General features: G+C 51.3%; 24 protein-coding genes. 2 read left to right on the forward strand and 22 right to left on the reverse strand.

The window, feature by feature from the left end:
* The 8 genes from pheS to infC form a co-directional block, all read right to left on the reverse strand.
* Entirely contained in the window at positions 1-1,023 is a 1,023-nt protein-coding gene (gene pheS / locus EVJ34_RS05920) for a phenylalanine--tRNA ligase subunit alpha (protein WP_131437398.1), read from the reverse strand.
* A gap of 301 nt (positions 1,024-1,324) precedes the next feature.
* A complete protein-coding gene (locus EVJ34_RS05925) occupies positions 1,325-2,071 on the reverse strand; it encodes a TrmH family RNA methyltransferase (RefSeq protein ID WP_131437396.1) in 747 nt (248 codons plus the stop codon).
* Position 2,072: 1 nt separating this feature from the next.
* Positions 2,073-3,152 carry a M42 family metallopeptidase gene (locus EVJ34_RS05930; protein ID WP_131484952.1) on the reverse strand — a complete coding sequence of 360 codons (1,080 nt, stop codon included), beginning with the start codon at positions 3,150-3,152 and terminating at the stop codon, positions 2,073-2,075.
* 23 nt (positions 3,153-3,175) lie between these two features.
* Positions 3,176-3,658: a dUTP diphosphatase gene (locus tag EVJ34_RS05935; protein ID WP_029595195.1), complete on the reverse strand. Its 483-nt coding sequence runs from the start codon at positions 3,656-3,658 to the stop codon at positions 3,176-3,178.
* Positions 3,659-3,681: 23 nt separating this feature from the next.
* Entirely contained in the window at positions 3,682-3,936 is a 255-nt protein-coding gene (locus EVJ34_RS05940; protein WP_034778195.1) for a hypothetical protein, read from the reverse strand.
* Positions 3,937-4,022: 86 nt separating this feature from the next.
* The gene (rplT, locus tag EVJ34_RS05945) at positions 4,023-4,382 is read right to left on the reverse strand and encodes a 50S ribosomal protein L20 (RefSeq protein ID WP_021065642.1); all 360 of its coding nucleotides are present in this window, start codon (positions 4,380-4,382) and stop codon (positions 4,023-4,025) included.
* A gap of 28 nt (positions 4,383-4,410) precedes the next feature.
* Positions 4,411-4,605: a 50S ribosomal protein L35 gene (gene rpmI / locus EVJ34_RS05950; RefSeq protein WP_021065641.1), complete on the reverse strand. Its 195-nt coding sequence runs from the start codon at positions 4,603-4,605 to the stop codon at positions 4,411-4,413.
* Between the two features lie 30 nt (positions 4,606-4,635).
* Positions 4,636-5,166, reverse strand: a complete 531-nt coding sequence (infC, locus tag EVJ34_RS05955) for a translation initiation factor IF-3 (protein WP_021065640.1) — start codon at positions 5,164-5,166, stop codon at positions 4,636-4,638.
* A 338-nt stretch (positions 5,167-5,504) separates the two neighbouring features.
* On the opposite strand from infC, the gene EVJ34_RS05960 reads away from it, so the two are divergent.
* Complete coding sequence (locus tag EVJ34_RS05960; protein WP_021065639.1) at positions 5,505-5,714, forward strand: hypothetical protein; 210 nt, start codon at positions 5,505-5,507, stop codon at positions 5,712-5,714.
* Positions 5,715-5,767: 53 nt separating this feature from the next.
* Here the strand turns inward: EVJ34_RS05960 and EVJ34_RS05965 are convergent, their stop codons facing one another.
* From EVJ34_RS05965 to EVJ34_RS06000, 8 genes are all read right to left on the reverse strand, one after another.
* On the reverse strand, positions 5,768-6,640 hold the full coding sequence (locus EVJ34_RS05965; protein ID WP_236636653.1) for a DUF1002 domain-containing protein: 873 nt from the start codon (positions 6,638-6,640) through the stop codon (positions 5,768-5,770).
* A 104-nt stretch (positions 6,641-6,744) separates the two neighbouring features.
* Positions 6,745-8,682 (reverse strand): threonine--tRNA ligase, encoded by a 1,938-nt coding sequence (gene thrS, locus EVJ34_RS05970; protein WP_131484953.1) that lies wholly within the window; start codon positions 8,680-8,682, stop codon positions 6,745-6,747.
* A gap of 312 nt (positions 8,683-8,994) precedes the next feature.
* Positions 8,995-9,909 carry a primosomal protein DnaI gene (gene dnaI, locus EVJ34_RS05975; protein ID WP_131437390.1) on the reverse strand — a complete coding sequence of 305 codons (915 nt, stop codon included), beginning with the start codon at positions 9,907-9,909 and terminating at the stop codon, positions 8,995-8,997.
* Between the two features lie 5 nt (positions 9,910-9,914).
* The gene (locus tag EVJ34_RS05980; protein ID WP_021065635.1) at positions 9,915-11,267 is read right to left on the reverse strand and encodes a DnaD domain protein; all 1,353 of its coding nucleotides are present in this window, start codon (positions 11,265-11,267) and stop codon (positions 9,915-9,917) included.
* Positions 11,268-11,309: 42 nt separating this feature from the next.
* Positions 11,310-11,777 carry a transcriptional regulator NrdR gene (gene nrdR, locus EVJ34_RS05985; RefSeq protein ID WP_021065634.1) on the reverse strand — a complete coding sequence of 156 codons (468 nt, stop codon included), beginning with the start codon at positions 11,775-11,777 and terminating at the stop codon, positions 11,310-11,312.
* A 12-nt stretch (positions 11,778-11,789) separates the two neighbouring features.
* Positions 11,790-12,161: a hypothetical protein gene (locus EVJ34_RS05990; RefSeq protein WP_131484954.1), complete on the reverse strand. Its 372-nt coding sequence runs from the start codon at positions 12,159-12,161 to the stop codon at positions 11,790-11,792.
* Between the two features lie 111 nt (positions 12,162-12,272).
* On the reverse strand, positions 12,273-12,659 hold the full coding sequence (gene speD, locus EVJ34_RS05995; RefSeq protein ID WP_029595188.1) for an adenosylmethionine decarboxylase: 387 nt from the start codon (positions 12,657-12,659) through the stop codon (positions 12,273-12,275).
* A gap of 231 nt (positions 12,660-12,890) precedes the next feature.
* A complete protein-coding gene (locus tag EVJ34_RS06000; RefSeq protein ID WP_131484955.1) occupies positions 12,891-13,922 on the reverse strand; it encodes a glyceraldehyde-3-phosphate dehydrogenase in 1,032 nt (343 codons plus the stop codon).
* Between the two features lie 154 nt (positions 13,923-14,076).
* Here EVJ34_RS06000 and EVJ34_RS06005 point away from each other — a divergent pair, with 154 nt between their 5' ends.
* Entirely contained in the window at positions 14,077-14,559 is a 483-nt protein-coding gene (locus EVJ34_RS06005; RefSeq protein ID WP_131437382.1) for a site-2 protease family protein, read from the forward strand.
* A 19-nt stretch (positions 14,560-14,578) separates the two neighbouring features.
* Here the strand turns inward: EVJ34_RS06005 and coaE are convergent, their stop codons facing one another.
* From coaE to mdh, 6 genes are all read right to left on the reverse strand, one after another.
* The gene (gene coaE / locus EVJ34_RS06010) at positions 14,579-15,184 is read right to left on the reverse strand and encodes a dephospho-CoA kinase (protein WP_131484956.1); all 606 of its coding nucleotides are present in this window, start codon (positions 15,182-15,184) and stop codon (positions 14,579-14,581) included.
* 12 nt (positions 15,185-15,196) lie between these two features.
* Positions 15,197-16,021 (reverse strand): DNA-formamidopyrimidine glycosylase, encoded by an 825-nt coding sequence (mutM, locus tag EVJ34_RS06015; protein ID WP_131484957.1) that lies wholly within the window; start codon positions 16,019-16,021, stop codon positions 15,197-15,199.
* A 20-nt stretch (positions 16,022-16,041) separates the two neighbouring features.
* Positions 16,042-18,639: a DNA polymerase I gene (gene polA / locus EVJ34_RS06020; RefSeq protein WP_131484958.1), complete on the reverse strand. Its 2,598-nt coding sequence runs from the start codon at positions 18,637-18,639 to the stop codon at positions 16,042-16,044.
* A gap of 207 nt (positions 18,640-18,846) precedes the next feature.
* Positions 18,847-20,574, reverse strand: coding sequence for a two-component system histidine kinase PnpS (gene pnpS / locus EVJ34_RS06025; protein WP_131484959.1), 1,728 nt, complete (start codon positions 20,572-20,574; stop codon positions 18,847-18,849).
* Positions 20,571-21,275 carry a response regulator transcription factor gene (locus tag EVJ34_RS06030; protein ID WP_131437372.1) on the reverse strand — a complete coding sequence of 235 codons (705 nt, stop codon included), beginning with the start codon at positions 21,273-21,275 and terminating at the stop codon, positions 20,571-20,573. The genes pnpS and EVJ34_RS06030 overlap by 4 nt, the downstream gene beginning before the upstream one ends.
* Positions 21,276-21,471: 196 nt before the next feature.
* Positions 21,472-22,407 carry a malate dehydrogenase gene (mdh, locus tag EVJ34_RS06035; protein ID WP_131484960.1) on the reverse strand — a complete coding sequence of 312 codons (936 nt, stop codon included), beginning with the start codon at positions 22,405-22,407 and terminating at the stop codon, positions 21,472-21,474.

Here is a 22,407-nt window from a genome sequence, read left to right on the forward strand (position 1 = left end):
TTAGAATTGCTCGATGAAACGTAGATCGTTTGTATAGAAGTGGCGAATATCATCCACCCCATGTTTTAACATCGCCATCCGTTCGACACCAATCCCGAACGCGAAACCAGACATTTTCGTCGAATCATAGCCAGCCATCTCAAGAACACGTGGATGGACCATCCCGCCTCCGAGAATCTCAATCCAGCCCGTCCCTTTACAAACGTTGCAGCCTTTACCGCCGCATTTGAAACAAGAGATATCGACTTCGACGGATGGTTCCGTGAATGGGAAGAAACTCGGACGAAGACGAATTTCGCGCGTCTCACCGAACAATTGTTTAACGAACACTTCGAGCGTACCTTTCAAGTCGGCCATCGAGATATGCTCATCGACGACGAGGCCTTCGATTTGCATGAACTGATGCGAGTGCGTCGCGTCATCCTCGTCGCGGCGGTACACTTTCCCCGGGCAGATGATACGAATCGGCTTACCGTCTGCTTGGAGCATCGTCCGCGCCTGAACCGGCGACGTGTGTGTCCGAAGAAGCGTCTCGTCTGTGATATAGAACGAGTCTTGCATGTCACGTGCCGGATGGTCTTTCGGTAAATTGAGCATCTCAAAATTGTAGAGGTCTGTCTCGACTTCCGGACCTTCAGCAATCGTATAGCCTAGACCGACGAACAAATCTTCCATCTCATCGACGATTTGTTGGAGCAAGTGGGTATGACCTGGCAGTGACGTCCGACCTGGGAGCGTGACATCAATCGTCTCAGCCGCGAGCTTCGCTTCGAGCTCGACTGCCTTCACTTCCTCGATCCGTGCCTCTAACGTGTCTTGGATTGTCGTCCGGACCGTGTTGACGAGTTCACCCACGACTGGTCGTTCTTCAGGAGACAGTTTCCCCATCCCACGAAGCACCTCGGTCATCGGCCCCTTTTTCCCTAAATATTTGATGCGGACATCGTTCAACTCTTTTTGTGACGACGCCGCTTGAATCTCCTGCAGCGCCTCTTGCTGTAATTGTTCTAACTGTTCTTTCATCCTTATTTCCTCCTCTACAAAAAAAGTCCCTCCAGTCGATGACTGAAGGGACGAATAATCGCGGTACCACCCTACTTGGCCGAAATCGGCCCACTTGAGAGCATCGGTATCGGGATGCTACCCCGGTGTTGTCTCCAACACGACTCGAGAGTGAATTCGGCGCCGACCAAGGCATCGGCTCGCAGTCTCGGCCCATGCTCCCTGTACTCGTTCGGTAGTTCGCGTACTATGCTCTTTCAACGTCTATTCGATATGTTGTTCGATGTTATAAACCTATCACGATTCAGCGGGGCTGACAAGATTATTGTAATGCGATCCGATACATGAGGATGCCGGCCGCGACAGCTGCGTTCAACGATTCAGCATCGCCGAGAACCGGGATATGGACACGGGTGTCGCATAGGTCGAGCACGTCGTTGTGGACGCCTTGGGCCTCGTTGCCGATGACGAGCGCGACTTTATCCTTAAAATCGACTTGTTCGTATGACGTCGCTTTTGCGAGCGCGGTTCCATACACATGGAACCCTTCGCTCTTCAATTCCGGCAACGTCTCGAGCAAGTCGACCGCGCGCACGTTCACGTGGAAGAGCGAACCTTGTGTCGCTCGGACGACTTTGGCATTGAACGGGTCGACCGTCCCTTTGCCGAGGAGGACCGTGTCAAATCCGGCCGCGTCCGCCGTGCGAATCATCGTTCCAAGGTTACCCGGGTCTTGAATCCGGTCGAGGACAAGCACATGCTTCATCTTCCGTTCAACGGGAGCCATCTTGACGACCGCGAAGACACCTTGCGTCTTCTCCGTTTCAGATAACAGGTCGGCCACATGGTCCGATAGTTCGAGGACAGGCATCTCATCGAGACGCCACGAACCTTTCGGAGAATACGATTCGCCCATAATCAGCTGAACGAGTCGTCCGGCGCGAATCGCCTCATCGACCAAATGCTCGCCTTCGACTAAAAATTGTCCGGACTCTTGTCTGCCTTTTTTCGTCATCAATCGCTTTAAGCGTTTGATCGTCTCACTTTTCGTAGACGTGATTTTCGTCATATTATCCCTCTTTCAACCATTGAACCGTTTCATGGTCAAGTCGTTTCGTGAGCGCTACGACCAAATCGACGGCTGCTTCATAATCTGCTTTGTGAATGATTGAGACATTCGTATGCAAATAACGGACCGGTACCGTGAGTGCGACGGCCGGCATCCCGACTCCAGACAAATGGAAGCGGCCTGCGTCCGTTCCGCCGCCCGGCGTCAAATCCAATTGGTACTTGATGTCGTTCTCTTTCGCCACTTCGACGATTAAATCGATGAGGCGTGGGTTCGTGATGGTCGTCGCATCGAAGAAGATGACTTGAACGCCTTCCCCGAGTTTCGACAATCCTTCTGCCGGTGTCATCCCTGGTGTATCTCCAGGAATACCTGTATCGACGGCGATGGCGACGTCCGGTTTGATCAAGTTAGCGGCCGTGACGGCACCGCGTAACCCGACTTCCTCTTGAACTGTCGCACCTGTGAAGACGACTCCTGGTGCGGCATCGTCTTTCAAGCGTTTTGCCGCTTCGATGGCTATGGCACAACCGATTCGGTTATCCCACGCTTTCGCCATCAAGAAATCTTCATTTTTCATGATTGTGAATTCACAGTGCGGGACGACCGTATCGCCCGGGCGAATGCCCCACTCCGCGACTTGATCTTTCGACGTCGCACCAATATCGAGGAACATATCTTTAATCTCGACAGGTTTCTTGCGCGCCTCGAGCGGAAGCACGTGCGGCGGTTTCGCTCCGATGACACCAGGGATTTTTTCGCCTGAGCGTGTGACGACGTCCATGCGTTGCGCGAGCAATACTTGGTTCCACCAGCCACCGAGCGCTTGGAAACGTAAGAAGCCACCTTCTTCGATTCGTGTCACCATGAAGCCGACTTCATCCATATGGCCAGCAATCATGACACGTGGGCCGTCTGCCTTGCCCGTCACTCGTCCGAACAGACTGCCTAGTCCGTCTTGTTCGAACGCTTCGACGTGTGGTTCTAAATACTCACGCATGAGTGAGCGGACTTCTCCTTCATTTCCAGGGACACCTGTGGCATCCGTCAAGCGTTTCAACATATGTAATGATTCGTTCATGGGGCATCGCTCCTTCACTTCGATTAGTAACCTTGATTTTGTCGCTCATGGTTCTTTTCATTTTTCGCCATATACGCCATGACCATCAACTCTTCATTGATGCCGAGCGTATAGCCAAGTTCGAGATAAGCCGCCATCAGCGTCTCGTACATCGGTTCCGTCTTCGACAAACCAAAGTTCGTCACTTTGCGGAACACGTCTAAAAAAGCGTCAGTCGCGTCAAGATACGAGCTACCAGCCGGGAACGAATCACGTTCATACCCGAGGGCAAGACCGAGCGACAATAAGAAATGAATGCCGTCGACATACTCTTCTAAGATCACGTCTTGAGGCGACGGGCCCTTCGTTGACCAAAATTTAAAACTACGGGTCTCATTGGCGAGTTCACCAAGCTCGACGAGCAAAGCAAGCAAACGCTCATCAAATTGGTTCCCGGATAGTTGATGTTCTTCTTTGATCCGCTCATCTAATTCACGTTGCCGATCAAACAATGTTGTCCAGTTCACCGGTTGCTCCTCCTATTCTCCATTCAAAGCAGTACTAAAATCATTAAAGACCAGCCGACTGCCAAAATCAATACTTGTATTTGAACACGTTTTGGGGCATGAACCGCCTTTTTACGCGTCAAATGAAGCCCGAACAAAGCACCGATGGCACCGCCGGCATAAGCATACAAGACGTTGAAATCACCTTCTCCGAGCGTGTAGCGTTTCGCCTGCAAATAGGTATAGACGTTCAAGACGATGAGTGCCAGCGCGACAATGGCTAAGACTGATTGATCCATGGGACGTCCTCCTTATCTTAAGTCTAAGGAATTTATCAGAAAAAAGAAAGCGCCGAGATAAGGTCTCGGCGCTGTCGATTGAACGATTACGCGTTCAATTTTGATTTAGCTGTATCAGCAAGTGACGCGAATGCTTGTGCATCTGTCACAGCAAGCTCAGCAAGCATCTTACGGTTGATGTCGATCCCTGCGAGCTTGAGGCCGTGCATCATACGGCTGTATGAAAGACCGTTTGTGCGTGCTGCCGCATTGATACGTGTGATCCAAAGACGACGGAAATCACGTTTCTTTTGACGACGGTCACGGTAAGCGTACATGAGTGACTTCATGACTTGTTGTTTTGCTACTTTAAATAGAATGTGTTTCGAGCCAAAATAACCTTTGGCAAGCTTGATTTGCTTTTTACGACGTTGACGAGTCGTATAACCGCCTTTTACGCGTGGCATATGGTTTCCCTCCTAAATTCTTTCTGTATTACTTCGCGATCATGTTGCGAATGCGTTTGAAGTCTCCAGCTGAGACGATAGCACCTTTACGGAGCTTACGTTTCGCTTTAGTCGATTTGTTACCAAACAAGTGACTTGTGTAAGCGTGTGAACGCTTGAGTTTACCTGATGCAGTACGTTTGAAACGTTTAGAAGCACCACGGTGCGATTTCATTTTCGGCATGAGTATTTCCTCCCCACTATGACTCGATGATTAATCTTCTTTCTTCGGAGCCAGCACTAAGAACATGCTGCGTCCTTCCATCTTCGGCTTTTGCTCAACTGTTGCCAAGTCGGCACATTCCGCCGCCAATTTTTCCATGACGCGTCGGCCGATTTCCGAGTGTGTGATGGCGCGTCCGCGGAAACGGATCGACGCTTTCACTTTGTTACCATTTTCAAGGAATTTGCGAGCGTTACGCAATTTCGTTTGGAAATCGTTTTCCTCGATTGTCGGGCTGAGGCGCACTTCTTTCAATTGGATGACTTTTTGGTTTTTACGCGCTTCTTTCTCCTTTTTCTGGAGTTCGAAACGGTATTTCCCGTAGTCCATGATTTTAGCGACCGGTGGGTTAGCTTTGTCGGCGACCAAGACGAGATCGAGTTCAGCCTCTTCTGCTAAACGTAATGCTTCATTACGCGATTGCACACCGAGTTGTGCACCGTCCGCTCCAATTAAGCGAACTTCACGGGCACGAATGTTTTCGTTGATAAAGAGCTCTTTGCTAATGGTTAGCACCTCCATCGTGCGGTTGCACGAGTTTTAGATTGATAAGACAACATGGCAATAAAAAAAGCGTCGGCAGTTTCCCGCCCACACATCATTTCGGAGACAGCAGAGACCAAGGCTCGACTGCTTCACGTACATGATGGACCTGACCGAATCTGTTCGGACGAGGTGAGAAGCGGGCGCTTCTGCTTTGTTGTATTTAATCACTATGTCATCTTAACACCAATAGGATTAAGATGTCAAGAATTCGCGCATGAATAATTGGTAGCTCACACTTTTATGATGATAACAGTCATTTCGCTGTTTCGCAATACCTTTTCCAAGGGAATAAAATAAAAAAGGAGGGATGGACCGTGTCTTGGAGAAAGCAAGTGAAAGACGACCATGATTATCACGACCAAATCAAACACATCGTTCAAGAGACGATGCGCCACCATGAGGTGAGTGATGCCAAGCTCGAAGCGATTTTGACGGACTTATTAGAAGAAATGAACCGAATCACATTGAAGATTGTCGACGACCATGAGTCCGCTCGCGACTATATCCATAAACGATGGTATTGAAAAAAGGGCGCTCGCCCTTTTTTCAATACCATTTGTCACGTGGTCAACGTCGATCAATTCGTTAATGACTTGAAGAAATTGCTGAGTGCTTCGAACAAGCGGGCGAAGAAGCCTTGGACTTCCTCGGTCTCGAGGAACGCCTGGACGTCTTGTCCGGCCCCTTGTAGCCCGTTGCTGATCGCTCCCCAGTCCAGGTTCGCCTGCTGCATGTTCTCGAACAGCGTCGTCAATTGCGTCAACTGCGAATCAGACAATTGGACGTTGTTTTGATTCAACACTTGGATGACGATGTCGCGAATCTCGATGTTCGTCTCAGGTGCCTGGTTCGCAATCTCGGCTTTGATCTCGTTCATGAGACCGGCCACATCTTCTTGACCGACTGTCTTCCCGATTTCAGACGTGACAGCCAGTTCTTCCTGCGCCAAGTCTTTCCGCTCTTCGGACAATTGGATGCCTGTCTCTTCCGCTGTCTGATCGTACGCTTTCATGATGCCCGTCAACGCCGACGTCCCGGTGACACGAATCGGAGATGTGATGTATATGTCGGCATCGGTGACACCAGCGGTCACGAGCGCATTCGCATACATATCTTCGGTGACCCACGTCACGTTTTCCGTTTTGATATCGAGTCCAGTCCCGTCAGTCAATTTGATGCGGGCTGATGAATACATACCCCCGCCGCGCTGTGCTTGTGGGACGGCATCCCCTAAGTACTTATCTTCATCGGCCGCAGTCGTGATGATCGGTTCAATTCCAGCCGGTGCCTCAACTCGTTCGAGCACCCAATCCCGTTGGCTGGCTGATAATGATTCGCCGAGTGTGACAATCGTATCATCGACGATGGCTTCTGCGTTTACTTTTGGAATCATGCTTGTCGCGACGACCGAACCGATCGTCAACGCCACTAATGGTTTCATATAATTCATAATGAATCACTCCTTTCTTCTACCTTACGTTTCCATCATCCGTTCCGCATCCGTCTTGAGACCGAAAAAAACGACCACCCTTCCGGCGAAGGATGGTCGACATATTAACGTGAACGGTTCGCGATTTCTTCTGTGAGGGATGCCAAGAACGCATCGAGTGTGGCCGATACTTGTTCTTGCTGTCCGTAGCGGCGGATGTTGACCGCACGCTCATCGCGCTCTTTATCACCGAGGACGAGTGTCATCGGGATTTTCTTCATCTGGGCTTCTCGGATCTTATAGCCAAGCTTCTCGTCACGGAGGTCCGTTTCGACACGGACACCGCGCTTGACGAGCTCTGCCTTCACTTCTGCGACATATTCGTCGTGAACGTGCGAGACAGGAATCAATTTGACTTGGACCGGGGCGAGCCATGTCGGGAACGCTCCTTTATACTCTTCGATCAAGTAAGCGACGAAACGCTCCATCGTCGAGACGACACCACGGTGAAGGACGATTGGGCGATGGTCTTTGCCGTCTGGTCCTGTGTACGTCAAGTCGAATCGCTCAGGGAGCAAGAAGTCGAGTTGGACCGTCGACAACGTCTCCTCTTTGCCGAGCGCCGTCCGGACTTGGACGTCGAGTTTCGGTCCGTAGAATGCCGCTTCGCCTTCTGCTTCGAAATACGGGAGACCGAGCTCATCCATCGTTTCTTTCAATTGACGTTGGGCCGTTTCCCAAATCGCATCGTTGTCGAAGTACTTCTCTTTATCGGCCGGGTCACGGTATGACAAGCGGAAACGATAATCCTTGATACCAAAGTCGGCGTACACTTCTTGAATCAAGTGGACGATATCTTTGAACTCTTGCTTCATCTGCTCAGGTGTGACGAACGTATGCCCGTCGTTTAACACCATGTAACGGACGCGTTGGAGGCCTGTGAGCGCCCCTGACATCTCGTAACGGTGCATACCGCCGAGCTCAGCGATGCGAAGCGGGAGTTCGCGGTATGAGCGCGGCTCATGTTTATAGATTGTCATGTGGTGTGGACAGTTCATCGGACGAAGGACGAGTTCTTCGTTGTCCATCTCCATTTTCGGGAACATATCGTCTTGATAGTGATCCCAGTGCCCAGACGTTTTATAAAGATCGACCGAACCGAGGACCGGTGTATAGACGTGCTGATAACCGAGTTCGAGCTCTTTGTCGACGATATAACGTTCGACCGTGCGACGAATCGAGGCACCTTTCGGGAGCCACATCGGCAAACCCTGTCCGACTTCTTGCGACACGAAGAAGAGGTCGAGTTCTTTCCCGAGCTTACGGTGGTCGCGCTCTTTCGCTTCTTCTAACAAGCGCAAGTGTTCTGCGAGCTGTTCTTTTGTCGCGAACGCCGTCCCGTAAATACGCTGAAGCATTTTATTATCTGAGTCACCGCGCCAGTATGCACCGGCCACGCTCATCAATTTGAACACTTTCAACTTCGAAGTCGACGGGACATGCGGCCCACGGCACAAGTCGAAGAATTCGCCTTGATGGTAAATCGTGAGCGTCTCGCTCGCTGGGATGTCTTCAATCAACTCGATTTTAAGCGGGTCCCCGAGCGCTTTATAGCGTTCGAGCGCTTCGTCGCGTGACACGACCTCACGAGTGATGTCCAAGTTTTCGTCGACGATTCGTTTCATCATCTTCTCAATCTCCGGGAGATCTTCTTCGTTGATGCGGCGGTCCATCTCGATATCGTAATAGAAGCCGTTCTCGATCGTCGGTCCAATCCCAAGGTAGATGCTACCTTCTTCGCCGTATAACCGTTTGATGGCTTGGGCCATCAAGTGGGCCGACGAATGGCGCATCAAATCGATGCCTTCTTCCGAATCCGGCATAACGAGCTCGATTTTACCGTCCTGTTCAATCGGACGACGATAATCGATCATCTCGCCATCGATTTTCGCGGCGATTGCTTTTTTACGGAGTCCCGGACTGATCGAACCCGCAACTTCTTCTGCTGTGATGCCGGCCTCAAACTCTTTGACGGCCCCATCTGGAAATGTCAATTGAATCATGTGTCAACTTCCCCTCTCTACGTTTAAAAGAAAATAAAAAAAGCCCATCCCTATGAAAGGGACGAGCTTTGATTCTCGTGGTACCACCCTCGTTCCCAAGCGATCCGCTTGGCTCGAACACACGATAACGAGTGTGAATCGCCGCACGATTGACCCGTACGGTGCTCTGAGGGAGTAAGGCGATCGGCGTGTTTAGGAAGCTCTCACCAGCCTTCCCTCGCTTTGAAACCCGTTACGACGTCTCATGTCCTCTTCGATGCATCGGTTATATGCTTATTAGTATAGTCAACTCGTTCCAGAAATACAATCCCTTTACCGCCGTCGATTCTCACCTTTTAACTCGATTTGCGTCGTCGTCGTCGAGATGCGCTGCATGAGCCGCTGCGCCTTCATTTTGTTCTGTGGCGAACCGTCGATCGAGAAGTGGGTCTCGAGCTCTTCTCCGCTAAAGTTCGAGCTGTAAAGCGTCGGCAAGCGATGCATCATGCGATACTGCAAAATGATCCCGAACAGTTCATCCCGCACCCATGGACTGATCGCCTCGGCCCCGATGTCATCAATCAATAACACCGGCACGTGTTGGAATGACGTCAAAAACGAATCGAACGAGTCGGTCCGGATTTTCCGTTTCGCTTCCGAGACGAATCCCGGGGCATGGACGAGAATCGTCTCGATGTCCGCCACTTTCAGCTCATTGGCGATCGCCGCGAGCAAGTACGTCTTTCCGACGCCGAAGCTACCGTGAAGGTATAAGCCGTTCACTTTTTGACGGGTCTTCATGCCTGAGACGAACCGCATCGATTCACGGAGTGCGATTTTACGGGCGTCATCCGACCAGTCGAACGATTCAAAGCTCGCCTCACGGACCTCTTCCGGTAAGAATAGGCTCTTGAACTTCCGGTCCATCTCTTTTTGCCGGCGTGCTTGACGGTGCTTGACCGTCTCTTCATAGCGGATGGCGATTTGTCCGAGGTCGACATAGAGCATCGGTTGATGACCCGGGATGACAGCTTGCTCGTCGATGAGTTTCTTCCCGTCCATCTGCTCCGCATATTCGCTGAGCTTCGTGAAGCCGGCCTCGATTGCCGTCTCGTCTAACTCCGGATGTGCCTTTAAAAAGGCGACGACTTCTGGATGTTCGAGGGTGCGCCGGCGAATCGATTCGTACGCTTCCCGTACTTCTTTCCGGTTCATCATTTGGGCGAGCGTTTGATTGATGCGTTCCATGTCCCTCATCCTTTCTCTTTCAATTCATTTAACAGCTTGACGAGTTCCGCATCGTCCGGGACCGATGCCTCGAGCTCTTGTTTTCGTTTTTGATCGTATGTGCGCTGTTCTTTCGCCTCGTCCTCGAGCCATTTCGGCATCTCGGTCTTATCTTTGCGTCTCGAGCCGACGGTCGTCCGCTGTTGCACATTCTCCCGCTTCTGCTGTTTCTTCTCGATGAGCGCGTCTTGCGTCGCTTCTTGTTCTAAGGCGTCCTTGGCGTTCAAATAGCCCGCCGTCTTCCAACTCGTCGCGATGCGCATGACGTAGTTCTCACTTAGTCGTGTCTGTTTCTTCACTTCGATACAGTAATAGAACAACGCGTTGATGACGCTAGGCGCGAGACCGAGCGTATCGACGAGGTCGATGATGAGTTGCTCGTCGCTCTTCGACAGTTGCGGCGTCTTCCGTAACGTCGACACGTACTGATGCGGATGCGCCTCTTCCATGACCGTCACATCATGCAAGTCACCGATTTCTGCCTTTACTGTCTCATCCGACTTCACTTTCCGATGCCGTGTCTGTTTCTTCTTCAACTGCAACACCATTTGGCGGCAACCGTCGCGCTTCTCTTGCTCACTGAGCGGAAGATACGCCTCGTGGACGAAATACTCTTTCAACATCTCTGCCATCGTCTCTTCGTCGATTTGTGAGACATAGGCAAGCTTCGTGATCGTCTCATCGAGTTTCTTCGTGAAGAAGCCGACGGGAAAGTTCGTCAATTTTTTGACGATTTCCATGTCGAACGTATAGTTGATTTCAATTTTGGCGCGGTCGGGCTTCTCATAATTTTTTTGCGTGAACGCCATATGATTCACACCTTTGACGTCAAATACTTCATTAAAGTCTTTCGTCACCTCGATAATCCCGGCTGGCAATGGATCGATCGTGAATCGTCCCTGCAACTGTTTGAAGCGGACTTCCCCGACTTTATAGAAGAGGAAACTCGACAACAGCCCGTCATTCAAGAACGTATGGGGCGCGAGTGGGACGCGCAATTGATACACGTACTGCGTCAATCGCTCGTCCTTCGTCTTATACGTCCGGACGAGACCGATCGCCTCGAGCCGGAACAGACAATCTGTCAGCTCGTTGATTGAGTAATCGAGCATCTCACAGAGCGCGCTATGCGACATATAGTTCGATTTCATCTTCCCGGGCTTCAGCTCGCTCCAAAGCGTCTGATACATCGCGAGCGCCTTGACTCCGATGACCGGCTGATATAAATGATACAACGACTGATACGACTCGCGATCGATGAGCCCGGTGCTCATAATCAACAGTTCGTCAGTCCCGTACAGGATTCGTTCTTTTTCCATGGTTGGTCTCCCCTGAAAAAAGGCGACCAGCAGGCCGCCCGTTTAGTTGGTCGATTTTTCTTGCTTCATTAAATCTTCAAGTTCTTTAAAGAATACAGAGATATCTTTGAATTGGCGATAGACGGAGGCGAAACGGACGTATGCTACTTCATCGACCCGGGCGAGCTCATTCATGACGAGCTCACCGACTTGTTCGCTCGGAATCTCCGATTGGCCGAGTGCTCGTAGCTGCTGTTCGACTTTCGTGACCACGCCTTCGAGTTGTTCGAGTGTGACCGGGCGTTTTTCACACGCCCGAATGATCCCACGAAGCACTTTCTCTCGGCTAAACTCTTCACGATTGCCATCTTTCTTGACGATGATGAGCGGCGTCTGTTCAACCGTCTCGAATGTAGTGAATCGATAGCCGCACTCCTCACATTCGCGGCGGCGGCGAATTGAATAGAAATCTTGTACTGGCCGGGAGTCGAGCACTCTCGTTCCGTTATGATCGCATTTAGGACAACGCATGCTCAGCCCTCCTTATCGTTCGACAGATTGATTCCCGATGGCGCGGAGCGGGAACTTCAATTGTAGCGCCTCATAATATGTGGTGACGATTTGACCGAGGTCCGGTCCGAGCATCTGATCACGGTTCAACGTGAAATCGACGGCTGTACGTCCTCCATCCACTTGAATGACGGTCACCAATGCATCCCAACCGGTACCGTTAAATGCCACTTCACCCCGGTCCGGATCGACACGGCGAACTGTTTGGCCTTCTGCCTGAATCCGTTCGCGGAGCCATGTGAGCACGGCACTTGGCGATGCTGCCACGTATCGTGTGCGTAACGCCTCATTTTTATGCGAATCGTCCGTCTGGACATGTGTTTGAAACTTATCCAATAATCCCATTATCCACCTCGACACCTTATTTATATAGGTTAAGCATATCAAAATTAAGCGGTTAACAAAACAATTAAAAGGGCTGACCGAAAATCGGCCAGCCTCAAAAGGTCAATCTGATTATTTGCTGATTGCAACTTGTGCTTCAGGAACACGAATCGGTCCCATTCCACGGTCAAGTTTCACATCTTCACGAACTTTCGCTTCCAAGCCTTCTGCAATGTACTGCGAGGCTGTAGCCGGATCGATTCGGTCCCCACATGTGAACACATCGACTGATGCGTAGCCATGCTCTGGGAAACTGTGAATCGTTAAGTGTGATTCTGAAATGATGACGACTCCACTTACACCGTGCGGCGCAAATTTGTGGAAAGCGACTTCGCGGACTTCAGCGCCCGAACGAAGTGCTGCATCGACGAACAAGCGCTCGATGTAGTCGATATCGTTTAATTTGTCGGGATTGCACTCCCAAAGTTCTGTAATAATGTGACGTCCCATAGTATCCATATTAGTGGATCCCCCTTTACATCAATGGTCTCAAAGTAGTTGATGATCACTCACTTTGTGCCTGAATCGCCCACAACCACGGGGGCAAGTTAGTCCTAAGAGGTCCTAACCCTTTAAGTTGCGTTTGTCAGACCAATTGAAGTTCACGAGTTAGAGTGTATCGCGTTTGGGACATCGTTACAAGACATTTGTTTGAATTCATCAAAAATATTTTTGAGTAAATATATTTTTTTAGACGTGGGTTTCTTGTTGTCCGATTTGCAAGTAGCTCGCGACCATATCCAACAAGTCGACGACACGGCACGAGTAGCCCCATTCGTTGTCGTACCAAGCGAGTACTTTGACGTGATTGCCCCCGAGCACCATCGTCGAATCGGCATCGATGATTGACGAACGCTCATCCCCGTTGAAGTCGATCGAAACGAGCGGTTCATTCGAGACGCCGAGGATGCCTGTCATCTCCCCGTGCGCCGCGCGCTCGAACGCCTGATTGACTTCATCGACCGTCACATCCCGACGCAACTCGACGACGAGGTCAACGAGTGAGACGTTCGGCGTCGGTACCCGCAGTGCCATCCCGTTCAATTTGCCTTGCAGTTCCGGCAAGACGAGCCCGATTGCTTTCGCGGCCCCTGTCGAAGTCGGTATAATGGAACTACCACAAGCACGGGCACGCCGTAGATCTTTATGCGGATTATCGATATTGTTTTGGTCATTCGTGTACGCATGTACCGTTGTCACGAGCCCCGTCTCGATCCCGAACGTCGAATCGAGTACTTTGACGACCGGACCGAGACAGTTCGTCGTACACGAAGCGTTCGAGATGACGTGATCGTGATCCGGTAAATAATCACGATCGTTCACCCCCATGACAATCGTCCGCAGCTCACCTTTCCCTGGCGCTGTTAAAATGACTTTCTTCGCACCGGCCGTCAAATGTTTTTTCGCCCCGATATCAGAATTGAATTTCCCCGTCGCCTCGATGACGATTTCGACCCCGAGCTCCGCCCATGGCAAACGCTCCGGATCGCGCTCGGACACGAGCATGACACGTTTACCATCAACTTCAAGCGCATCCCCATGCGCCCTCACCGTCAGTGCGAACGGCCCGTGGACCGTATCGTGCTTAATCAAGTGGGCGAGCGTCTCTGCCGGATAACTTGCATTGATGGCGACCACGTCGTGACGCCCTTCAAGCATCAATTTTCGAAACACCATTCTGCCGATTCGTCCAAATCCATTGATTGCAACTTTCGTCCCCATGTAAAATCCCCCTTTTTCTACGTTACGACATCATTATAACGGAAAATTGGAAGCGTTTTCACTATGAATCGTCACATTTTTTTCACTTTTTTACAGTTTCAGATTTGAAAAAGAGGGAAATTTGGTGTAGAGCTTGGAAAGGAGCTAATACTACATGTTTGATTGGACCGATATAGACAAATTTATCATTTCGTTTTTCATCATCTTACCGATTGTGACGATTATCCACCAATTCGGTCACTTTTTCTTCGCGAAGCTGTTTGGGGGTTCGCTTGATATGGAGATTGGAACTGGAAAAAAATTGTTTAAAGTCGGACGCCTTCAATTCAATCGCGTCTACTTCTATGACGCCTGGTGTCAATTCAGCGACTTGAAGTACAGCAACCGCCTGACGCGAAGTATCGTCTATGCGGGCGGCTCGCTTTTCAATTTAGCGAGCATCTTAATCGTGAATGGATTCATCTTGACCCGCGAGATTGAACCGACAATTTATACGTATCAGTTCGCCTATTTCTCGTTTTATTACATCTTCTTCTCGCTCTATCCGATTTATTATTCGAACGGCCACCCGAGTGACGGGCGCGCCATCTTCGATACGTGGAAAAAAGGGAAACCTGATTCCGACCCACTCAATTGAACAAAAAAAGAAGGCGTCGTCAGTCGCCTTCTTTTTTCATGTCTTCAAATTGTTCGACGAGGCGGACCACTTGGGTCGTCAAGTCGCCTAACGCACCGTTGTTGTTGATTAAAAAATCAGCCTGTTGCTTCTTCTCCTCGATCGGCATTTGTGCATGGATCCGAGCGAGTGCTTCTTCTTTCGTCAACCCGTTGCGCTCCATGAGGCGCATCAACTGAATCTCTTCCCGGCAATAGACGACGACCGTATAGTCGACGAGGTCCCGCATCGTCCCTTCGAACAAGAGCGGGATGTCGAACATGACGACTGTCTCTCCTGCCGCCGCGTAGCTTCGCATCTCCTCGAGCATCTCTTCCCGGATGGCCGGGTGCATGAGCTGATTGAGCAACTTTCGCTTGGCATCATCATGAAAGATTTCACGACCGAGCGCCTGGCGGTTTAAGTCATCGCCCGTGAAACATTGCGGGAACGCCTCGCGGACGCCCGCGAACGCCTTGCCACCAGGCTCGATGACGATCCGTGCCATCTTGTCGGCATCGATGATCGGGATGCCTTGCTTTCGAAACAGTCTGGATACGGTCGACTTCCCTGTCGCGATTCCACCTGTCAAACCAATCTTCAACATCATGTCCACCTCTTACTGTTGGCAGTGCGGACAGTAATGGGTGCCCCGTCCGCCTAATTTCATCTTCTCAATCGGTCGCCCGCATCGCTTACACGGCTCCCCGGTCTGTCCGTATACGTACAGCGTCTCTTGATACGTCCCGCTCGCCCCGTCCGGATTCGTATAGCTCCGGATCGTGCTCCCGCCTCGTTCGATGGCTTCTGTCAATACGGCTACGGCTTCTTGGTGCACTAAACGCACCTCTTCAAGTGAGAGCGATGCCGCCGGACGAGTCGGATGGACGCCGGCGCGATATAACGTCTCGTCGACATAAATATTGCCGAGCCCGACAAAAATCGATTGGTCGAGCAGCGCCGTCTTGATCGCACGGACGTTCATCCGCTTCAGACGGCTATGAAGCGCTTCCGCTGTCACTTCAGGATCGAACGGCTCGAGCGCGAGCAGCGACAATGGCGGCGTCACATACAAGTCTTCATTCGTCTTCAGTTCCATCGTCCCGAACTTTCTGACATCATTGTAATGAAGCGTCGTGCCGTCCGTGAATGTGAAGACGACATGCGTATGTTTGACCGGACTGACCATTTCGTCATGCGGGAAGAATTTTCCTTCCATCCGCAGATGCGAAACGAGATAGCCGTTCGTCAACTTGAATAAAATAAATTTACCACGTCGCTCGACGTCTTGAATCATCTCGCCGAGCAACTGCTGTTTCCAAATCTCCGGTTCATGGCCCCGAATGATTTTTGCGTCGAGCACTTCGACATTTGCAATCGTTTTTCCTGAGACGAACGGCCGTAATCGGCGACAGACCGTCTCCACTTCTGGTAATTCTGGCATATCAATTTCCTTTCTCGATCTTATTTCGTATCAAACCACGTCTCACCGAACGAACCGTCCGCACGGAGCGGCACGTCCAAAGTGACCGTATGTTCCATCGCTTGTTTCACGATTGTCTCGAGCGCATCCATTTCTTCTTTAGGACCTTCAAAGATGAGTTCATCGTGGACTTGAAGCAATAGTTTTGACTGAAGTCCCGACTCCCGGAGCGCCACGTCGACATCAATCATCGCCTTTTTGATGATGTCAGCGGCTGTCCCTTGAATCGGCGTGTTGATGGCTGTCCGTTCCGCGAATCCGCGTAAGTTGAAGTTACGAGAATGGATGTCCGGGATATTGCGGCGGCGCTTCAACATCGTCTCGACATACCCGTGTTCCCGGGCCCGCTCGATGGCGGCATCCATGAACCGTTTCACACCTGGGAACTGTTCAAAGTACGTATCGATGAACGTCTGCGCTTCTTTTCGGCTAATGCCGAGGTTTTGTGACAACCCGTAATCGCTAATGCCATAAATGATGCCGAAGTTGACCGCTTTTGCTTGACGACGCATGAGCGACGTCACTTCTTCTTTGGCGACTCGGAATACGTTAGCCGCTGTCGACGTATGGATATCCTCGTCATGGAGGAACGCCTCGAGCATCTTCTCATCTTGAGACATATGGGCCATGATACGGAGCTCGATTTGTGAATAGTCGACTGCATACAGCATCCAGTCCGACTCGCTCGCGGTGAACGCCTTGCGAATGCGACGTCCTTCTTCCAAGCGGATCGGGATGTTCTGTAAGTTCGGGTTGACCGAGGACAACCGTCCGGTCTGCGTCAACGTCTGCGTATAGCGGGTGTGGATCTTCCCGTCGTCTTTGATGACTTTTTGCAAGCCTTCGACGTATGTCGATTGCAACTTGCCGAGCTCACGGTAATGCATAATATGTTCGACGATCGGATGGAGCGGCGCGAGTTTCTCGAGCACGTCCGCTGCCGTCGAGTAGCCGGTCTTCGTCTTTTTGACCGGTGGCAACGCCAACTTCTCGAATAGGATGACGCCGAGCTGTTTCGGCGAGTTGATATTGAACGTCTCACCGGCGAGACTGTGAATCTCCGCCTCGAGTTGAAGTAACCGTTCCCGCAAATCGTCTTCCATCACTTTCAGCGTCGCCACGTCGACGTGAATCCCGGCCCACTCCATCTCGGCGAGCACCGAGGCGAGCGGTCGTTCCAAATCTTCGTAGAGCGATGTCTGTTCGTTTTGGTCGAGTTCTTTGCCGACGTTTACGAACAGCGTCAAAATCGCCATCGCCTTCTCGCCGAGATGTTGCTCGAGCACGTCCTGTTCCGGGACGTGCAGCTTCGCACCCTTGCCATAAACCGCCTCGTCTTCCGGTAACGTGTAATCGAAATGAGCAGCAATCGAATCGAGTGTCGTCCCGCCCGACAGGTTCAGCAAATATCCGGCGACGAGCAAATCGTCATAGCCTCGGAGCGTGATGCCGTGGCGTTTCAATTGAACGATTGTCTGCTTCGCATCGAGACAAATCGTGGCATGTTTCTCGTCGGCCAACCAATCTCGTACAGCCGGGACGTCTAAGAGCGACACATCTCCGACCGTCACGCCCACTTTCGAGGCGATGGCCACACCGATGACCGGTTCTTCGAAATAGTCGTCACGGAGTTGCTCGAGGAACAGGACCGCTTCCGTCAAATCTTGCTCGTCGACCCCGATACGATTCACTTCACGCGCTTCGACTGTTTCCTCGCTCGACGCTTCAAGGTTCAGTTTGCTAAGAAGTGATTTGAACTGGAGGCTCATGAATAACGGCTTCACTTTTCCAGCGTCATACGGATGGAACGTCAGCTCGTCCGTGCTAATGTCGATTGGGACGTCCGTATAGATTGTCGCCAATTGTTTCGACATGAGCGCTTCCCGCTCGTTCGCCTCGACTTTCTCTTTTTGTTTCCCTTTCAGTTCGTGCGTATGTTCATACAGGCCTTCAACAGAGCCGTAAGCCGTGAGCAGTTTGAGGGCCGTCTTTTCACCAACGCCAGGAATGCCCGGGATATTATCCGACTTATCCCCCATCAGCCCTTTCAAATCGATCATTTGGAGCGGGGTGAGTCCGTCATAGCGCTCTTTGAACGCCGCTGCGTCCATCGTCTCGACGTCGGTGATCCCACGCTTCGTCAAATAGACGGTGACGCGGTCGTCAATCAGTTGCAGTAAATCTTTATCTCCGGTGACGACCGTCACTTGGTCGAATTCGGTATTTTTTGAAAGTGTCCCGATGATGTCATCGGCCTCATACTGGTCGAGTTCGAGTACCTTGATGCCAAACGCCTCACAAATCTCGCGGACAATCGGGAACTGCTCACGGAGTTCCCCTGGGGTTTTCTGCCGCCCCCCTTTATAGTCGGCGTACGTATCGTGTCGGAACGTCTTTTTCGATGCATCAAATGCGACGGCGAAATGCGTCGGTTGTTCATCTTCCATCAGCTTTAACAGCATCATCGTGAACCCGTACACGGCGTTCGTGTTGCGGCCGCTCGCATCCGTCATCGGAGGTAGCGCGAAAAACGCACGGTAGGTGAGTGAGTTTCCATCAAGAAGTAGTAGTTTATTCATTGGTCAACCTCCATTCTATCTGGTTCCATCATATCATACGGGCACATGCGTTCGAAAAAAAAGACCCTTTTCTAGGTACTAGAAAAGGGTCAATCTTCCTGACCGAGTGGAGATGAGCACCGGCCGGGACACGAGATGATGAAGAGGTCTCGTCTATAGAGTAGCACCGCTTTGTAAAGCCGGTATGAACCCGGCATGAATTCCATGTTAAGCGAGCGGGAACTTGATGGTGAACGTCGTCCCCATTCCCTCCACACTGTCCACTTGAATCGTCGCGTGATGTAAATCGATGATATGCTTGACGATGGCGAGGCCGAGACCGGTCCCTCCCGAGTTCCGGCTTCGTGCTTTATCGACCAGATAGAATCGTTCAAAGATTCGGCTCACTTCTTTCGGCGCGATGCCGATGCCATTATCTTTGACAATCAAGTAAGAACCGTCCCCTCTCTTTTCGACCGCAATCTCGACGCGGCTGCCTTCCGGCGAATAGTTGATCGCGTTGGCAACAAGGTTCAAAATGACTTGCTTGATACGGTTCATGTCCGCTTGCAACACGACTTCACCGTCGTGGCGTGATTCCAATTGAATCGATTTCCCTTCCGCTTTCTGGCTCAACACGAGGCAGACTTCCTCGACGAGCTGATTGAGCTGGACCGGAGTGAAATCCAAATGGAAATCTTCTCGTTCAAGCCGCGACAGCTCGAGCAGGTCCTCAACGAGCATCTGCATACGCGTCGCTTCTTTTTGAATGATATCCAAGAACTGATCGCGCAACTCAGGCACTTCTTTCGCCCCGTCGAGGAGCGTTTCACTGAATCCTCGAATCGACGTGAGCGGTGTCTTCAACTCATGGCTGACGTTGGCGACGAAATCTTTACGCATCTTCTCGAGTCGTTTCAACTCGGAAATATCGTTAAAGAGAAGCGTCGTCCCGCGTAACATGCCCGTGTCGCTGAAAATCGGCGCGGCTGATACCATATACGTCTTTTGGTTAAATCCAGTTCGAATCGATAATTGCCGACGATGAGGTTCTTCTGTCAAATAGACGTCCTCAATCAATGTCTCGACGTCTGGGCTCGGCAAAATACCGTGATAAAATTGGCCGATCATCAAATCGTCGTATTGGAACATGTCGCGATACGATCGGTTGACGAGTGTCACGATGCCACGCTCGTCGACAAGCAGTAACCCTGCTCCCATATACTCGATCAGCGACTCGAGTCTGGCGCGTTGCACGGATTCGCCAAGGGAAATCGTTTCAAGGTTGCGGGCGAGGACGTTAATCGACCCGGCCAAGCTTCCCGTTTCTTCATCGTTACGCAATTCGTACACACGGGCCCGATAGTTTCCGTCGGCAAGTTCACGTAACACGATCGTCGCCTCATCAATCGGTCGGATGAATTGATTCGTCAAGTTATGCAATACAAAAAGAATCAAAAAGAACGAGAAAATCAAGGCCAACGCAATCGTCAACCAAATCCGGTTATAGACACCCTCTAAATCGGAGACGTAGCGAATGAAACTGAGATACACCGTGTCGCCTGATGACAGTTCAATCGGTTTTGTGAACTGAATCAAATCATCGCGCGTCTCGTTCCCGAACGTCCCGTCATCCGGGATCGTCGACGCATCCATCCGAAAATCGAACGATCCGACTCGAAACGGCGTCCCGGCGATCACTTCCATCCGACGATTCAGGAGCAGAATATCGAAACTGCTCTCGTCGTCGATTTGCCGGACATAGTCTTGAATCGCCTCGAGCTCGCCACCCTCCAAATACAGGGCGGCGAGCTCCGTGTCCTCTTTTAAACGATCGCGTTCAGAGTCCAAGTAGAAGTCTTTGAACAATTGACCAAGCACGATCCCGAGAGTCAGCAAGACGCCCGTCACGAGCAGGATGAGCGTCGTCAAAAAACGCGAGCGGTACGTCTTCATTCGGGCATCGGCTCTTCCATCTTATAGCCAAGGCCACGGATCGTTTTAATATAAGTCGGCTTTTTCGTCACCGGCTCAATCTTTTCCCGAAGGTGGCTGATATGGACGTCGACGATGCGTGTATCGCCAACGAAGTCGTAATTCCAAATGGCGGATAGAAGTTGGTCACGCGTCAAGACACGGCCTTTGTTTTTAGCGAGATAGGCCAACAGTTCGAACTCTTTCGGAGTCAACTCAAGCCGTTCCCCGTTCTTGAACACTTCATAGTTTGAAGCGATGATTTTCACGTCACCAATCTCAATGACGTCCGCGTCCGTCGCGGGTACCTCTTGCGGGGCCGAGCGTCGTAAAATCGCTTTGACCCGAGCCACGACTTCGCGTGGACTGAACGGTTTCGTCAAATAGTCATCGGCACCGAGTTCAAGTCCGAGCACTTTATCGAACTCATCGTCTTTCGCCGTCAACATGAGAATCGGTGTGTTCACTTTCTGTTGGCGGAGTCGCTTGCAGACCTCGAGTCCATCCATCTCAGGCAACATCAAATCGAGGACGATCAACACCGCGTCCTGCTTCTCGGCGAGTTCGAGTCCGGTCTTTCCATCATGCGCCGTCTCGACTTCGAATCCGGCTTGCTCTAAATTAAACTTTAATAACGTCGCAATCGATACCTCGTCATCGACAACAATTACTTTTTCGGCCACGCTTAGTTCCTCCTCTAATCTATCTGTTCAGTCATGTACACTACCTATTCTACAAATCAATGCCACATCCGACCAACCCCAAAGCAAATCTTTACAAAAACAAAACAAATCCACGTTCTACTTTCAGTGTAGCACGCGTCCGTCAAAAACCAAGCCTACAAAAAACCTCGCCTGCTCAAGCAGGCGAGGTGAGGAATCAGTTAAGGACGTTCAAGACGGAGCGTACCGAATCAGCCGAACGCTCGAGCGCGGCCGCTTCTTCTTCCGTCAATTCAAGTTCGAGCACACGTTCAATCCCGTTCGCACCAAGAATCGTCGGCACACCGAGATACAAGTTGTGGAAACCGTACTCACCATCGAGATAGGCGATGGCCGGTAAAATACGTCGTTGATCTTTCAAAATCGCTTCGACCATCTCGACGATGGCCGCTGCCGGCGCATAATACGCAGAACCGTTCCCGAGCAGCTGGACGATCTCACCGCCACCTTTACGGGTCCGATTGACGATCGCTTCGATCCGATCACTCGGTAACAACTTCTCGAGCGGGATACCACCCGCGTACGAGTAGCGAATGAGCGGGACCATGTCATCCCCGTGCCCACCGAGCACGAATCCAGACACGTCTTTCACGGAGATGTTCAATTCCGCTGCAACGAACGTCCGGAAGCGAGCCGTATCGAGGACGCCCGATTGACCGATCACTCGCTCTTTCGGGAAGCCCGATTCTTTGAAAGCCGCATACGTCATCGCATCGACCGGGTTCGTCAAGATGATCAAGATTGCATCGGGTGAATAACGGGCCACTTCTTTCGTGACCGCCCGCATCACCTTGGCGTTCGTCGAGACGAGGTCGTCTCGGCTCATGCCTGGCTTGCGCGCGATTCCCGCTGTGATGACGACGATATCCGAGTCCGCCGTGTCGGCGTAATCCGATGTTCCCGTGATCCACGAGTCAAATCCTTGAATCGGCGCCGCCTCTTGCATATCGAGCGCTTTTCCCTTCGTCGGATTCTCGTTCTCTTTAATATCGAGTAGTACGACGTTACCGAGTTCTTTTTGAGCCAAATACAGTGCCGTCGTGGCCCCTGTGAATCCGCTACCGATCACCGAAATCTTATTGCGACGAATCAT

This window comes from Exiguobacterium sp. SL-9 (genome assembly GCF_004336985.1).
In the GTDB taxonomy this organism is placed as follows: Bacteria; Bacillota; Bacilli; order Exiguobacteriales; family Exiguobacteriaceae; genus Exiguobacterium.

What these genes read in the sequence shown, in the direction of transcription:
- pheS (WP_131437398.1), bottom strand. Translation starts at nt 1,023, where the DNA reads ATGAAAGAACAGTTAGAACAATTACAGCAAGAGGCGCTGCAGGAGATT.
- EVJ34_RS05925 (WP_131437396.1), bottom strand. Translation starts at nt 2,071, where the DNA reads ATGACGAAAATCACGTCTACGAAAAGTGAGACGATCAAACGCTTAAAG.
- EVJ34_RS05930 (WP_131484952.1), bottom strand. Translation starts at nt 3,152, where the DNA reads ATGAACGAATCATTACATATGTTGAAACGCTTGACGGATGCCACAGGT.
- EVJ34_RS05940 (WP_034778195.1), bottom strand. Translation starts at nt 3,936, where the DNA reads ATGGATCAATCAGTCTTAGCCATTGTCGCGCTGGCACTCATCGTCTTG.
- rplT (WP_021065642.1), bottom strand. Translation starts at nt 4,382, where the DNA reads ATGCCACGCGTAAAAGGCGGTTATACGACTCGTCAACGTCGTAAAAAG.
- rpmI (WP_021065641.1), bottom strand. Translation starts at nt 4,605, where the DNA reads ATGCCGAAAATGAAATCGCACCGTGGTGCTTCTAAACGTTTCAAACGT.
- infC (WP_021065640.1), bottom strand. Translation starts at nt 5,166, where the DNA reads ATGGAGGTGCTAACCATTAGCAAAGAGCTCTTTATCAACGAAAACATT.
- EVJ34_RS05965 (WP_236636653.1), bottom strand. Translation starts at nt 6,640, where the DNA reads ATGAATTATATGAAACCATTAGTGGCGTTGACGATCGGTTCGGTCGTC.
- thrS (WP_131484953.1), bottom strand. Translation starts at nt 8,682, where the DNA reads ATGATTCAATTGACATTTCCAGATGGGGCCGTCAAAGAGTTTGAGGCC.
- dnaI (WP_131437390.1), bottom strand. Translation starts at nt 9,909, where the DNA reads ATGGAACGCATCAATCAAACGCTCGCCCAAATGATGAACCGGAAAGAA.
- EVJ34_RS05980 (WP_021065635.1), bottom strand. Translation starts at nt 11,267, where the DNA reads ATGGAAAAAGAACGAATCCTGTACGGGACTGACGAACTGTTGATTATG.
- nrdR (WP_021065634.1), bottom strand. Translation starts at nt 11,777, where the DNA reads ATGCGTTGTCCTAAATGCGATCATAACGGAACGAGAGTGCTCGACTCC.
- EVJ34_RS05990 (WP_131484954.1), bottom strand. Translation starts at nt 12,161, where the DNA reads ATGGGATTATTGGATAAGTTTCAAACACATGTCCAGACGGACGATTCG.
- speD (WP_029595188.1), bottom strand. Translation starts at nt 12,659, where the DNA reads ATGGATACTATGGGACGTCACATTATTACAGAACTTTGGGAGTGCAAT.
- EVJ34_RS06000 (WP_131484955.1), bottom strand. Translation starts at nt 13,922, where the DNA reads ATGGGGACGAAAGTTGCAATCAATGGATTTGGACGAATCGGCAGAATG.
- EVJ34_RS06005 (WP_131437382.1), top strand. Translation starts at nt 14,077, where the DNA reads ATGTTTGATTGGACCGATATAGACAAATTTATCATTTCGTTTTTCATC.
- coaE (WP_131484956.1), bottom strand. Translation starts at nt 15,184, where the DNA reads ATGTTGAAGATTGGTTTGACAGGTGGAATCGCGACAGGGAAGTCGACC.
- mutM (WP_131484957.1), bottom strand. Translation starts at nt 16,021, where the DNA reads ATGCCAGAATTACCAGAAGTGGAGACGGTCTGTCGCCGATTACGGCCG.
- polA (WP_131484958.1), bottom strand. Translation starts at nt 18,639, where the DNA reads ATGAATAAACTACTACTTCTTGATGGAAACTCACTCACCTACCGTGCG.
- pnpS (WP_131484959.1), bottom strand. Translation starts at nt 20,574, where the DNA reads ATGAAGACGTACCGCTCGCGTTTTTTGACGACGCTCATCCTGCTCGTG.
- mdh (WP_131484960.1), bottom strand. Translation starts at nt 22,407, where the DNA reads ATGATTCGTCGCAATAAGATTTCGGTGATCGGTAGCGGATTCACAGGG.